The following is a 13431-nucleotide window of genomic DNA, read 5'->3' on the forward strand; positions in this document are numbered from 1 at the left end:
CGGATCAGGCGCTGGCGAGCCGCTGCATCAGGCCGCCGGTCAGGCGTGCAACGCGGCCGTCGAGTTCCAGTTCGAGCAGTTGCACCTGGATCTGCGCGGCATCCAGGCCGGTGCGGGCGACGAGCGCGTCCACGCTGACCGGCGCATGGCCCATGGCGTCGAGCAGCGGATGTGAGTCCGCCGCTCCTGCACCGTCGTCATGCGTGCTGGCGGAAGACGCGCCGACCGGCAACCGAAGTTCCTCCAGTACGTCTTGCGCCGACTCCACCAGCTTGGCGCCCTGGCGGATCAGCGCGTGGCAGCCGCGCGACTGCGGCGCGTGAATGGAGCCCGGCACCGCGAACACGTCCTTGCCTTGTTCGGCCGCCACGCGGGCGGTGATCAGCGAGCCCGAGGGTTGCGTGGCCTCCACCACCAGCGTGCCCAGCGACAGGCCGGCGATCAGTCGGTTGCGGCGCGGAAAGTTGTGCGGCAACGGCGGCGTGCCGAGCGGATATTCGCTGACCAAAGTGCCGCTGCCGGCGATGCGGTGCGCCAGCGCGCGGTGCCTGGACGGGTAGACGCGGTCCAGCCCGGTGCCGACGAAGGCGACGGTGGTGCAGCGGCCGGTGGCGTCGCCGGCACCGTCGAGCGCGCCGGTATGCGCCGCGCCGTCGATGCCCTGCGCCAGTCCTGACACCACCACGATGCCCGAGGCCGCGAAATGCGCCCCGAACGAATGCGCGTCGTCCATGCCCTGCGGCGTGGGATTACGGGTGCCGACGATGGCGATGCAGGCCACGTCCGGCGCCGGCAGCGGCTGGCCGAGCAGGTAGAGCAGGAGCGGCGGATCCTCGATCGCCAGCAGGGACGCCGGAAAATGCGGATCCGCCAGCGTGACGACGGCGCGGGGGGCGCTGTCGGCATCGGCGTGGTTCAGCCATTTCCAGGTGGTGGCGAGCAGGGCCTCGAAGCCGTCGGGCGCCTGGGCCAGCGCGGCGGCGACGGTGGGTCCGGCCACTTCGGCCAGGGCTTGCGGGCTGGCTTGGAACACCGCTTGCGGCAGGCCGAAGGCGGCCAGCAGCCGGCGTGCGTTCTGGTTGCCGACGCCCGGCGTGCCGTCCAGGCGCAACCAGGCGGCGAGTTCATCGCGATCCATGGGAAACCGTGGCGCGAAGCTTATTCGGGCGACACCAGCCGGTCGCCTACCTTCACCCCGGTGCGGATGCTCAGGATCAAACCGTAGGAAACGCGGTCGAAGCTGCGGAACACCATGAGCAGGCCGTTGCGCTCGTCGGGCAGCTTGATGCGGGCGCGTTGCGGATCGGTCTTGTCGATGATGCGATCGCCTTCGGAGAGGATCGCCATCACGAAGCCGGGCTCGATGCCGTCGCGCGTGCCGCGGTTGATGGTGACGACCTGGTTCTGCGCCGCGTCGAGCACCGCGCTGCCGTAGATCGACGCCACGCGCGCGCCATTCAGCGCAACCGTCGGGGCACGCGGCACATACACGGTGGTGGGCGTCGGCGGCTCGGGCAGCAGGCGGTCGCCAACGCGCATTTCTTCCTTGGTGGCGGTGATGTCGACGGTCGCCGGCACCACTTCCTGCAGTTCCTTGCCGTCGCGCAGGCTGTTTTCCACCGTTTCGCCGCGCACCAGTTCGGCCCGGCCGAGGTACTGGGCCTCGAAACCGAGGATCTCGCCGGTGGACGGGTCGCGCAGCGGCACCGCGTCGCGGAACACCCGCCAGTTGCGCGATTGCCCGGGCACCACCGCCATCGGCTGGCCGGACGGCCCGCGTGCATAGGCGCGGTCACCACGGGCCAGCATGACGCGGTCCTCTTGCGTGCCGACCAGCCGTGGCGCGCCGCCGAGCGTGGGCGCGTCGATCACCAGCGGCTCGGCCAGGAAGGGCTCGATCGCCGAGGGCCGCAGCGTCGGGAGCGGGTTCTCGCCGACACGGTCGATGCGGGTGCGCGGCTCCATGCGCACCGTACCGGCGTCGCCGTAGCCGGGCGGGCTGGTGCGCAGCCGGGCGCGGCCACCGCTGCGCTCCAGGTAGAGCTGCTGGCCGGGGTAGATGAGATGCGGGTTGCGGATCTCCGCGAGGTTCATGCCCCAGAGTTCCGGCCAGCGCCAGGGCTTGCGCAGGTAGAGGCCGGACACGGCCCAGAGGGTGTCGCCGCGCTTGACGGTGTAGATGTCCGGGGCGTTGGGCGTGAGTTCGGATTCCGGGACGCCGGACTCGGCCGTCGCCTGCGCCACCGCGCGCTGCGTGGGGGTGACCGGATAGTTCTGGGCGGCGGCGGGCAGAGCCGTCGCCAGCGCGCAGGCGACGACCGCGAGCGCGGTCGAGGCGGGAACGGCGCACCGGCGCAGGCCCTGGAATCTCACTGGCATCAAAAAACGCTCCCTCGGGTCGCGGGCCGCCGGCGCCTGCGCTGGCCGGGCCGGACCGCGGGGTTCGGTGACAAAAAACTCTCGGCGATTCTCTACGCTTTGGCCTTCTGCCGACAACGTTTATCGAAGCGCCCGCTCAGGAGGTGTTTTGAATTTGGCGAAAATAGCGACAGTCCCTTGAGGACGCCATCCCCCTTTCCCCGAATCCTTTTCCCTGCGCGCCATGGCCCTGCTTTCCATCCTCAGTTTTCCGGACGCCCGGCTCCACACCGTCGCCCGCCCGGTGCAGGCGGTGGACGAGCGCATCCGGACGCTGGTGGCCGACATGCTCGAAACCATGTACGAGGCCAACGGCATCGGCTTGGCGGCCACGCAGATCGATGTGCACGAGCGGGTGGTGGTGATCGACGTCTCCGAAGAGCGCGACCAGCCCATGGTGCTGATCAACCCCGAGATCACCTGGTACGGACCGGAGCGGGTGGTGGGCGAGGAAGGCTGCCTCTCGGTGCCCGGCATCTACGACGGCGTGGAGCGCGCCACCGCGATCCGCATGACGGCGCTGGACCTCGAAGGCGCGAGCTACTCGGTCGAGGCCGAGGGCATGCTGGCCATCTGCATCCAGCACGAACTCGATCACCTGCTGGGCAAGGTCTTCGTCGAATACCTGTCGCCGCTCAAGCGCAATCGCATCCGTACCAAGCTGCTCAAGCAGCAGAAAGAAGCGAAGGCATGAATCACAAGAACGAGACAAGGCAGGCCGCCGGACGGGCTGCGGTGCGCTGCCTCGGCGCGCTCGGGCTCGCCGCCGCCGTGTTCCTGGCCGGCTGCGCCACGCCGATGGGGCTGCCTGCGGGCAGCACGCCGGCGTCGACCGTGGCCGCGCTCGGCCAGCCCACTGCGCAGTACGCGATGCCAGGCGGCGGCCAGCGCCTGCAGTACTCGCAGGCGCCGGCGGGCCAGCACGTCTACAACGCCGACTTCGACGCGTCCGGCCGGCTCGTCGCGGTCGACGACGGCCTGACCTACAACAACTTCAATCGCATCGTCCTGGGCCAGTGGACCCGCGACGACGTGCTGCGGCTGCTGGGCCGGCCGGGTCGCCTGGAGTATGTCTACAGCTTCCAGGGCGAGGTCTGGACCTACCGTTTCAACGACATGAACAACCCGCGCCTGGTACACGTCCATATCGACCCGGCAGGCATCGTGCAGCGGATTCTGTTCACCGACGAATTCAACGCGCGCGATCGCGGGCGCTGAAGGCGCCACCGATGAAGATCGTCTTTGCGGGCACGCCCGCGTTCGCCGCGTCGGCGCTCGAATACCTGCACCGCGACGGCTTCGAAATTGCCCTGGTGCTCACTCAGCCCGATCGGCCCGCCGGTCGTGGCCTGCAGCTGCAAGCATCGGCCGTGAAGCAATACGCGCTGGCGCACGGCCTGCCGGTGGCCCAGCCGCAGGGCCTGCGGCTCGACGGCCGGTACGCCGCCGATGCGGCCGCCGCGCAGGCGCAGCTCGCGGCGCTGCAGGCCGATGCGATGGTGGTCGCCGCCTATGGGCTGATCCTGCCGCAATGGGTGCTCGACCAACCGCGCCTGGGCTGCTTCAACATCCACGCCAGCCTGCTGCCGCGCTGGCGCGGCGCGGCGCCGATCCACCGCGCGGTCGAAGCCGGCGATGCCGAGACGGGCAACACCATCATGCAGATGGACGCCGGCCTCGACACCGGCGACATGCTGCTGGCCGAGCCCGTCGCCATCGCGCCGGACGACACCACCGCCAGCCTGCACGACAAGCTCGCCTTGCGTGGCGGGCCGCTCATGGCGCAGGTGCTGCGGCAGGCGCAGGCCGGTGAACTGCGGCCGCAACGACAACCGGCCGAAGGCGTGACCTATGCCGCCAAGATCGACAAGGCCGAGGCGGCGATCGACTGGTCGCAAGACGCCGCGGTCATCGCGCGCCGGGTGCGGGCCTTCGATCCGTTTCCGGGCGCATCCACCACACAGGGCGGCGCGGCGCTCAAGATCTGGGCGGCGGTAGCCGAAGCCCATGACGCGGCCGATGCGGCGCCCGGCACGGTGCTGTCGGCCGATGCACACGGCGTGACGGTGCGCTGCGGGCAGGGCGTGCTGCGGGCCACCGTGCTGCAGCGCGCTGGCGGCAAGCGCCTGTCCGCCGAAGGCTTTCTGCGCGGACACGCGGTGGCGGTCGGCAGCGTGCTGGCATGACGGTCGCCCTGGCCGAGGACCGCAACGGCGTCCGATGGCGCGACCTGCCCGGCGACCCCGAGTTCTGGCGCGGCGCGCGCGACATCATGGGCACTTCGCTTGGTGTGGCCGCCTGGGCGCTGGTGACCGGCGTGGCGATGGCCAAGTCGGGCATCGGCGTCGGCATGGCGGTGGTGATGGCGCTGCTGACCTACGCCGGCAGCGCACAACTCGCGGTCGTGCCGCTGCTGGCGGCGGCGTCGCCGATCTGGGTGATCTGGCTGACGGCGACCTGCGTCAACCTGCGCTTCGTCATCTTCAGCTCGATGTGGCGCAGCTACTTCGGCGGGCTGCGCCGCCGCCGGCGCTACGGCGTCGGCTATTTCAGCGGCGACGTGGTGTTCGTGCTGTTCCTGCGGCGTTTTCCGGTACAGCAACCGGGGCCGGGCCAGGAGGCGTATTTCTGGGGCGCGGCGATGGTTAACTGGCTGGCCTGGCAGGTGACCTGTGTGGCCGGCATCTTCCTGGCCGACGTGATTCCGATCGAGTGGGGGCTGGGCTTCGCCGGTGTGCTCGCGCTGCTCGGCGTGGCCTGCTCGATGCTCACCGGGCGAATCGAGGCGGTGTCCGCGGTCATCGCGGCAGCCGGCGCGGTCGCCGCGTTCGCGCTGCCGCTCAAGCTCAACATCCTGGTGGGCATCGCCGCGGCGGTGGCCCTGGGAATGGTGGCCGAAAGACTGTTTCCGGCGCCCACGCGGGTGGTGGCGCGGGGCCACGTGGGGCCATCGCAAAAGGACCCGCGATGACGCACGGCAACACCTGGATCGACATCGGCCTGGGCCTGCTGACCATGGTCGGCCTGGGCGTCATCACGCTGGTCAGCCGCAGCTTCTTCATGCTGCCCGAGCGGGAATGGAAGCTGCCGTCGTGGTTGCAGCAGGGCCTGCGGTACGCGCCGCTGGCGGCACTCGCGGCAGTGGTCGGGCCGGAGCTCTTCATGCGCGATGGCCAGCTGCTCGACACCTGGGCTGATGCGCGCCTGCCGGCGGCGGTGGCGGGCGTGGGGTTCTATGTGTGGAAGCGCAGCATCCTCGGCACCATCGTGGTCGGCATGGCGGTGTACCTGCCGCTGCACGTCGGGCTGGGCTGGTAGGGCGCGGCACCGACCGGCCGCGCGTGCTCAGTTCGCGGTCGCGAGCCGGTCGCAGTACTGGGCCAGGGCCTCGATTTCGGAAGACTTGTCGAAGACCGCGTCGGCGCCCAGGGCGGTGCAGCGCACCCGGATGTCCTGCGTGGCGTAGTTCGTCAGCACGACCGCGCGCTGTTCGGCGGCCCGCGCCTGCAGGGCGCGCAGCACGCCAAGGCCGTTTCCGTCTTCCAGGAACAGGTCGACGATGGCCAGATTCCAGTCGTTGTGGGCGGCGAACCAGCGCCGTGCGCTTTCTTCTCCCGCGGCCCAGCCGATGATCGTGACCGGTGCGAGTTCTGCGAGGGCCGCACTCAGGTTTTCCCGAATCAGGGGATTGTCTTCGACGAGGAAGGCGGAAAGCATGTCGAGAAAGTGGCGGCGGCGGCAATGCGAGTCGGCCAGTAGGCCAGCAGAGGTGCTGCCGGGCTGTAGGACTGCACCGTTTCCCGGGAATCCGAACGGCTCCCTGTCGCGTCGTTTCTACAATCACCACCGGGTTACCAAGCGGTTACCGACGTCGGGGAGGCGCGGAACCGCATCTTCAACAGCCTTCCTGCTCAACTCCGAAACGAATGAACATCCTGCGCTTTTCCGACCTCTGCGCCCGTGGCGACGCCGCTGGCAAACGTGTTTTCATCCGTGCCGACCTGAATGTGCCGCAGGACGACGCGGGCCGTATCACCGAAGACACCCGGGTGCGCGCATCGGTGCCCTGCATCGAGATGGCGTTGAAGGCCGGTGCGGCCGTCATGGTCACCTCGCACCTGGGACGACCCACCGAGGGCGAGTTCAAGCCGGCCGACAGCCTGCTGCCGGTGGCCGATCGCCTGGCCGAGCTGCTGGGCCGCGAGGTGCCGCTGGTGTCGAACTGGGTCGACGGCGTCGATGTCGCGCCGGGCCAGGTCGTGCTGCTGGAGAACTGCCGGCTCAACAAGGGTGAGAAGAAGAACGACCCGGCGCTGGCGCAGAAGCTGGCCAGGCTCTGCGACATCTTCGTGCACGACGCCTTCGGCACCGCGCACCGCGCCGAAGCCTCCACCTACGGCATCGCGCAGTACGCGCCGGTGGCCTGCGCCGGCCCGCTGCTGTCGGCCGAGATCGACGCCATCGGCAAGGCGCTGGCCGATCCGAAGCGGCCGCTGGCGGCCATCGTCGCCGGCTCCAAGGTGTCGACCAAGCTCACCATCCTCAAGGCGCTGGCCGACAAGGTCGACCAGCTCATCGTCGGTGGCGGCATCGCCAACACCTTCATGCTGGCCGCCGGCCTGCCCATCGGCAAGTCGCTGGCCGAGCCGGACCTGCTCGACCAGGCCCGTGCGGTGATCGAGGCCATGCGCGCGCGCGGCGCGGCGGTGCCGATTCCCACCGACGTGGTCGTGGCCAAGGAGTTCAAGGCCAGCGCCGAAGCGACGGTCAAGCGTGCCGAGGACGTGGCCGACGACGACCTGATCCTGGACATCGGCCCGGAGACCGCCAAGGCGCTCGCCGCGCAGCTGGAAGCCGCCGGCACCATCGTGTGGAACGGCCCGGTCGGCGTGTTCGAGTTCGACGCGTTCGCCCACGGCACCGAGACCATCGCCCGCGCCATCGCGAAGTCGAAGGCCTTCAGCATCGCCGGCGGCGGCGACACCCTGGCGGCGATCGCCAAGTACGGCATCGAAAAGGACGTCGGCTACATCAGCACGGGCGGCGGCGCTTTCCTCGAAATTCTGGAAGGCAAGACGCTGCCGGCTTTCGAGATCCTGGAGAAGCGCGCGGCGGGTTGATGCGAGCAGAGGGGCATGTTGTTTGCTTGTTGATACTTTCCTTACAAACTTGCTTAGTACCAAAACCGTGATGAATAAAAGTATCAGCAAGCCGATGCTCGGGTCCCTCGTCGCCTTGACCGCCTTGCTCGCTTCCTGCGGCGGCAGCAACGATCCCGTCGTCGCCGCACCCCCGCCGGTGGTGGCCGACCTGAGCTGCAACAGCACCGCCTCCGACGGCAGTTCCGTCGTGGTGGGCAGCGGCGCCGCCGGCGACCCCTCCCTGCCGGAGCCCGCTTCGGGCTACCGCACCGGCCTGAAGACGGTTTATTCGAAAACCTTCATGGTTTCGTCTTCCAACCCGCTGGCCAGCAAGGCCGGCTGCGAGATCCTGAAAGCCGGTGGCAGCGCGGCCGATGCGGCGGTCGCGGTGCAGGCGGTTCTGGGCCTGACCGTGCCCGAGGCCACCGGCCTTGGTGGCGGTGCCTTCATGCTCTATTACGACGCCACCGCGAAAACGGTGCAGGCCTACGACGGCCGTGAAACCGCACCAGCGGCTGCCACCAACGACTACCTGCGCTATGTGAGCGACACCGATCGCACCACACCGGTGCCCAGCACCCGCGCCAGCGGCCGCTCCATCGGCACCATCGGCGTGGTGCGCATGCTCGAACTCGCGCAGCAGGACCACGGCGTCCTGGCGTGGAAAGACCTGTTCGGCAGCGCGTCGTCGCTTGCAACGAACGGTTTTCCGATCGGTGGGCGCCTGGCTGCGGCCATCAGCTCCAACGCGACGAACCTCAAGCGCGATGCGGAGGCCACCGAGTACTTCTTCAACGCCGACGGCACGCCCAAGGTACTGGGCACCGTGCTGAAGAATCCGAAGTACGCCGCCACCCTGAGCGCCCTCGCCGCACAAGGTGCCAACGCCATCTACACCGGCCCGATCGCGCAGGACATCGTCGCCAAGATCGGCGCCACCACCCAGGCCAACGGCAGCGCCATGACCCCGGGCCTGACCACCATGGCCGACATGGCGGCCTACCAGGCCAAGCGCCGCGAGCCGGTCTGCGTCACCTACCGCGCCTATTGGGTCTGCAGCATGTCCCCACCGTCCTCCGGCGGCATCGGCGTGGCCTCGGCCATGGGCATCCTGGAGAACTTCAACATGTCGCTCTACAAGCCCGCCGGCACCGACGAAGGCGGCATCCCGACCAGCAAGGGCGTGCACCTGGTGACCGAGGCCGAGCGCCTGGCCTATGCCGACCGCGACATGTACGTGGCCGACACCGACTTCGTGCCGCTGCCCGGCGGCACCTGGGACACGATGCTCAACAAGCGCTACATGAGCAGCCGCGCCAGCCTGATCAACTTCAGCACCAGCATGCGCACGGCCACCGCCGGGGCGCTTGGCGCGGTGCCGCAGGGCGTGGACACCACGGTGGAGCACGGCACCAACCACTTCACCATCGTCGACAAGCAGGGCAACGTGGTCTCCATGACGACCACCGTGGAGTCGAGCATGGGCTCCTTCCACATGACCAACGGCTTCATCCTGAACAACCAGCTGACCGACTTCTCGGCCAATCCGATCGACACCACTACCGGCCTGCTGGTCGCCAACCGGGTGTCGCCCGGCAAGCGCCCGCGCAGCACGATGGCGCCGACGATGGTGTTCAAGATCGCGGCCGACGGCGGCAAGGGCGACTTCGTGATGGCCACCGGCTCGCCCGGCGGCGGCACCATCATCCAGTACGTAGTCAAGACCCTGGTCGGCGCGCTCGACTGGGGCCTGGACGCACAGCAGTCGGCCAGCCTGGTGGACTTTGGCGCCAGCAACAGCCCCACCACCACCATCGGCGGCGAGCATCCCTATTTCGTCAACGGCCAGCTGGCCACGCTCATGTCCGAGCTCACCACGATGGGCCACACCATCTCCAACGGTGCGCAGACCAGCGGCGTGGGCAACATCGTCCGCACCACGGCCAACAACACGCCGATCTGGAGTGGCGGCACCGATCCGCGCCGTGAAGGCGTGGTGCTGGGCGATACCTTCACGCCCTGACCTCCGGCGCGCGACCGGCACGGCCGGCCGCATCGTGGCGAGCCCCGCGGTGTCCTGACGGATGCCGTGGGGCTTTTTCATGCGGCGTGTCGGTCATGGTGCCGATACGCGGCAGGCGCAGAATCTCCGCTTCGAACCTGACGGAGACCTATCTTGCCCTTTGCCATTCCTGCCGCCGCCCAGATGACCGCCTCCAACCGCCCGCGCCGCGCGACCAAGATCGTCGCCACGCTGGGCCCGGCTTCCAACACGCCGGAGATGCTCGAGGCGATGATCCGCGCCGGCGTCAACGTGGTGCGGCTCAACTTCAGCCACGGGGCGGCGCAGGACCACGTCGACCGTGCCCGCATGGTGCGCGAGGCCGGGCAGCGGGCCGGCCGCGAAGTGGCCATCATGGCCGACCTGCAAGGCCCCAAGATCCGCGTCGGCAAGTTCGCCCAGGGCAAGGTGATGCTGGAGCAGGGCGCGAGTTTCGTGCTCGACGCCGCCCGCACCGAGCCGGGCGATGCCGCCGGCGTGGGCCTCGACTACAAGGAGCTGCCGCGCGACGTGTCGCCCGGCGACATCCTGCTGCTCAACGACGGACTGATCGTGCTCAAGGTCGACTCGGTGCGCGGCGACGAGGTGCACACGGTGGTGCGCATCGGCGGAGAACTGTCCAACAACAAGGGCATCAACAAGCAGGGCGGCGGCCTCACCGCGCCAGCGCTCACCGGCAAGGACATGGAGGACATCAAGACCGCCATGAGCTTTCAGGCCGACTACGTGGCGGTGAGCTTTCCCAAGAACGCCACCGACATGGAAATGGCGCGCCAGCTCTGCAACGTGGCCGGTGCCGAGTTCAAGCACAAGCCCGGTCTCATCGCCAAGATCGAGCGGGCCGAGGCGCTGCCGCAGCTCGACGAGATCCTGCGGGTGTCCGACGGCATCATGGTGGCGCGCGGCGACCTGGCGGTGGAAGTGGGCCATGCGGCGGTGCCGGCGCTGCAGAAGCGCATGATCAAGCTGGCCCGCGAGTCCGACAAGCTGGTGATCACCGCCACCCAGATGATGGAAAGCATGATCACCAACGCCGTGCCCACCCGCGCCGAGGTGAGCGACGTGGCCAACGCGGTGCTCGACGGCACCGACGCCGTGATGCTGTCGGGCGAGACGGCCGCCGGCCGCTATCCGCTGGAAGTGGTACAGGAAATGGCGGCCATCTGCTCGGCCGCCGAGGCGGCCGAGGAGTTCGAGATCGACTCCGATTTCACCGGCCAGGTCTTCCGCCGCATCGACCAGTCGATCGCCATGGGGGCACTCTTCACTGCCAATCACCTGGGCGCCAAGGCCATCGTGGCACTGACCGACAGCGGATCCACGGCGCTGTGGATGAGCCGTCACCGCAGCAACATCCCGATCTACGCGCTCACCCCCCGCATCGCCACGCAACGCCGCATGGCGCTCTACCGCAACGTGCGGCCGCTGCTGATGGACTCCAGCGCCGAACGCGACATGGCCCTGAGCGAGGCCGAGCGCTACCTCAAGGAGCGCGCCATCATGAAGAGCGGCGACGTGTACGCCATCACCTGCGGCGAGCCCATGGGCGCGCCGGGCGGCACCAACATGCTCAAGATCTGCCGGGCCAGCTGAGGCCGGCTTTTCAGCGGAACCAGTCGCTGATGGTGCGACCGCGCCAGCAGCGGGCCCGCCCATTGGGCACCGCGCCTTCGAGCGAGGCGCCGCGCGTATCGGGCGGCAGGCCAGTCTCGAAGCGGACCTGCGGATTGCTGTAGACCACCTGCTCCGGCCCGACGCCGCCGGCATCGCGCAGCAGTGCTTCGGCGCCGCGGCCGGTCTGCAGCATGGCGCTGCCGTCGTCTTCCTTCACGCGTATCGCCACACCGTTGTCGCAGGAGTAGGCGGTGCCGGCGAAGTTATTGGCGAACGGACCGGTGGCGCAACCGGAGAGCAGGGCGGCCGTGGCGCACAGGCCGGCCAGCGCGGCCCGGCGAGGTGAAGAGGAAGAAAAAGGTTCGGATCGAATGGTCATCATGGCAACGCTCCCGGTATTCCGCGCGGCCAGAGGGCCCACAGGCGCAGGCTCTGCTTGAGGCGGCCGGCCGTCTCGCCGGCATCGGCGCCCCAGCCGGCGAAAAAGTCGGCCCGCACAGCCCCGACGATGGCACTGCCCGTGTCCTGCGCCATGACCAAACGTTGCAGCGAAGCCGTCGGCCCCGGCGAGGCCAGCCAGACCGGCGTGCCGTAAGGGATGCTGGTGCGGTCGACCGCGATCGAGCGGCCCGGCGTCAGCGCCACGCCCTGCGCCCCGCGCGGGCCGAAGGAGGCATCGAGCGTATCCAGCGGTTCCTCGCGGAAGAACACGTAGCGCGGATTGGTCCACATCAGCTCGTTGAGCCGCTGCGGGTTCTGCGCGAGCCAGGCGCGAATGCCGGGCCAGGTGGCGTCGCGCACCTGGCCGGTCTGCAGCAGCCAAGTGCCGATGCTCTTGTAGGGCTGGTCGTTGGTGGCGGCATAGGCCAGGCGCACCAGGCGCACGCTGCCGTCGGGCTCGGTGATGCGCAGGCGGCCCGATCCCTGTATGTGCAGCACCATCGCCTCGACCGGGTCGGAGAGCCAGGCCAGGGGTCGCGCCGGCATGGCGGCGCGGGCTTCGGGCAGGCTCTCGATCTGCTGGCGCGTGTACCAGGGCTTGCGCTGGCCCAGCGTCGCGGGCGGGCCGTAGAGCGGCACGCCGAAGCCGGGCAGCGGCATCCGGCTCGCGGGTATGACCGGCTCGTAGTAGGCGGTGAGCAGGCCTTCCGCGTTGCCGTCGGCCGACTCGACCCGGAAGGGCTGCAGCTTGGCCATCATCCAGGCGCGCTGTTCGTCGGGCGTGGCGATGCTCAGGCGGCGCACGTCGCCGCAAAGGGCAGCGAAAGCGGGGCCGGGTTTCTCGCAGCTCTTGGTCCAGGCGTTCCAGGCCTCGAAGAGGTTGTCGTCGGCAAAGCCCGGCAGCTCCGACCAGTCGGCCGGCACCCAGCGGCCGCGTCCGGCCACCGGCGCGGCAGGCGGTGGCGGGAAGACGCCAGGGCTGCCCGGCGTGGCGGACGTGCCCCCGGTCGTTGCGCCGGGCAGCGCGTCGGGCGGAACGGTAGGCGTTGCGCAGGCCGCCAGCAGCAGCGCGGTCACGGCGCTCACCGTTCCTAGAATGGCCCGGTCCATCCAGCGCCACGGGAGTCTTGTTGTCATGCTGCTGATTCTGCTCGAAGCCCTGCTCGCCCTCGGACTGTTGTTGCTGATCGTGTGGTGGACCATGTTTTCCGGCCGTCGACGGGGCGAGCCCCCGGAGTCCGGGCGCGACCAGGACGAGCCCGGCTCCTAGCGTCGTTGCGTTCCATAACGCATCAGGCGATTGGGCGGGTTTATCAAAAGTAATGAATTCGACGATTAAGTCGGTCTGCCTGGCCTATTCAGGCCCGCGGTGCGAAACCAGGCGCTTGTTATCTTCGCCTTGCCGATCCAATGTGTGAAATTCGACACATCGTCGCAAACGATCCCATGGCGCAGCGGCCGCTCGCGACCGGGAGTCTTGCGATTGACAGGTGGCGGCTTATCAAGAATCGCGCACCGAAAGCCATCATTTTTTGGCAAGGAAAAAAGCCTGATTGCACGCGGTGGGTAATCAGGCTTTCCATCATTATCAGGTCCGTTTTTCGCGCTGTGACGAATGCCAGAGTCACTCAAGTCATGAGCGAAAAAAAGACCGAATGGTTGGAGCGCCGTGCAGCGGCAAGAGGAAAAAGTGAAAAGGGATCGAGGACGTGCCCGCTGCCGGCGCCCCATTCATTCCGCTTGAGGAAGAAGCGC

The 13431-nt window shown here is 68.8% G+C and carries 14 protein-coding genes; 9 read left to right on the forward strand and 5 right to left on the reverse strand.

Annotated features, from left to right (window positions below):
- Positions 1–4: 4 nt before the first annotated feature.
- Both dprA and R9X41_RS00525 read right to left on the reverse strand, forming a co-directional pair.
- On the reverse strand, positions 5–1138 hold the full coding sequence (gene dprA, locus R9X41_RS00520; RefSeq protein ID WP_318632962.1) for a DNA-processing protein DprA: 1134 nt from the start codon (positions 1136–1138) through the stop codon (positions 5–7).
- Positions 1139–1158: 20 nt separating this feature from the next.
- Positions 1159–2379, reverse strand: coding sequence for a LysM peptidoglycan-binding domain-containing protein (locus R9X41_RS00525; protein ID WP_318632963.1), 1221 nt, complete (start codon positions 2377–2379; stop codon positions 1159–1161).
- 223 nt (positions 2380–2602) lie between these two features.
- Here R9X41_RS00525 and def point away from each other — a divergent pair, with 223 nt between their 5' ends.
- Genes def through R9X41_RS00550 form a run of 5 tightly spaced genes read left to right on the forward strand, consistent with a single transcriptional unit; the run spans position 2603 to position 5736 of the window.
- Positions 2603–3112, forward strand: a complete 510-nt coding sequence (def, locus tag R9X41_RS00530; RefSeq protein ID WP_318632964.1) for a peptide deformylase — start codon at positions 2603–2605, stop codon at positions 3110–3112.
- On the forward strand, positions 3109–3636 hold the full coding sequence (locus tag R9X41_RS00535) for a hypothetical protein (RefSeq protein ID WP_318632965.1): 528 nt from the start codon (positions 3109–3111) through the stop codon (positions 3634–3636). Before def ends, R9X41_RS00535 begins: the two co-directional genes overlap by 4 nt.
- Before the next feature lie 11 nt (positions 3637–3647).
- Positions 3648–4604 carry a methionyl-tRNA formyltransferase gene (fmt, locus tag R9X41_RS00540; protein WP_318632966.1) on the forward strand — a complete coding sequence of 319 codons (957 nt, stop codon included), beginning with the start codon at positions 3648–3650 and terminating at the stop codon, positions 4602–4604.
- Positions 4601–5389, forward strand: coding sequence for an AzlC family ABC transporter permease (locus tag R9X41_RS00545; RefSeq protein ID WP_318632967.1), 789 nt, complete (start codon positions 4601–4603; stop codon positions 5387–5389). Before fmt ends, R9X41_RS00545 begins: the two co-directional genes overlap by 4 nt.
- Positions 5386–5736, forward strand: a complete 351-nt coding sequence (locus tag R9X41_RS00550) for an AzlD domain-containing protein (protein ID WP_318632968.1) — start codon at positions 5386–5388, stop codon at positions 5734–5736. The genes R9X41_RS00545 and R9X41_RS00550 overlap by 4 nt, the downstream gene beginning before the upstream one ends.
- Before the next feature lie 27 nt (positions 5737–5763).
- Here R9X41_RS00550 and R9X41_RS00555 read toward each other — a convergent pair whose 3' ends face one another.
- Complete coding sequence (locus R9X41_RS00555) at positions 5764–6135, reverse strand: response regulator (RefSeq protein ID WP_318632969.1); 372 nt, start codon at positions 6133–6135, stop codon at positions 5764–5766.
- Positions 6136–6344: 209 nt separating this feature from the next.
- Here R9X41_RS00555 and R9X41_RS00560 point away from each other — a divergent pair, with 209 nt between their 5' ends.
- The 3 genes from R9X41_RS00560 to pyk all read left to right on the forward strand — a co-directional run bounded on the left by R9X41_RS00560 (position 6345) and on the right by pyk (position 11214).
- Positions 6345–7538 carry a phosphoglycerate kinase gene (locus R9X41_RS00560; protein WP_318632970.1) on the forward strand — a complete coding sequence of 398 codons (1194 nt, stop codon included), beginning with the start codon at positions 6345–6347 and terminating at the stop codon, positions 7536–7538.
- 70 nt (positions 7539–7608) lie between these two features.
- On the forward strand, positions 7609–9582 hold the full coding sequence (locus R9X41_RS00565; RefSeq protein WP_318632971.1) for a gamma-glutamyltransferase family protein: 1974 nt from the start codon (positions 7609–7611) through the stop codon (positions 9580–9582).
- A gap of 183 nt (positions 9583–9765) precedes the next feature.
- Positions 9766–11214, forward strand: a complete 1449-nt coding sequence (gene pyk, locus R9X41_RS00570) for a pyruvate kinase (protein ID WP_318635114.1) — start codon at positions 9766–9768, stop codon at positions 11212–11214.
- A gap of 10 nt (positions 11215–11224) precedes the next feature.
- Here pyk and R9X41_RS00575 read toward each other — a convergent pair whose 3' ends face one another.
- Entirely contained in the window at positions 11225–11617 is a 393-nt protein-coding gene (locus R9X41_RS00575; protein WP_318632972.1) for a hypothetical protein, read from the reverse strand.
- Complete coding sequence (locus tag R9X41_RS00580) at positions 11614–12822, reverse strand: murein transglycosylase A (RefSeq protein WP_412556691.1); 1209 nt, start codon at positions 12820–12822, stop codon at positions 11614–11616. Before R9X41_RS00580 ends, R9X41_RS00575 begins: the two co-directional genes overlap by 4 nt.
- Between R9X41_RS00580 and R9X41_RS00585 the strand changes: the two genes are divergently transcribed.
- Complete coding sequence (locus tag R9X41_RS00585) at positions 12812–12946, forward strand: hypothetical protein (protein WP_318632974.1); 135 nt, start codon at positions 12812–12814, stop codon at positions 12944–12946. The two genes, R9X41_RS00580 and R9X41_RS00585, sit on opposite strands and share 11 nt — an antisense overlap.
- The last annotated feature ends 485 nt before the right edge of the window (positions 12947–13431 follow it).

Source organism: Xylophilus sp. GOD-11R (genome assembly GCF_033546935.1).
In the GTDB taxonomy this organism is placed as follows: domain Bacteria; phylum Pseudomonadota; class Gammaproteobacteria; order Burkholderiales; family Burkholderiaceae_C; genus Xylophilus.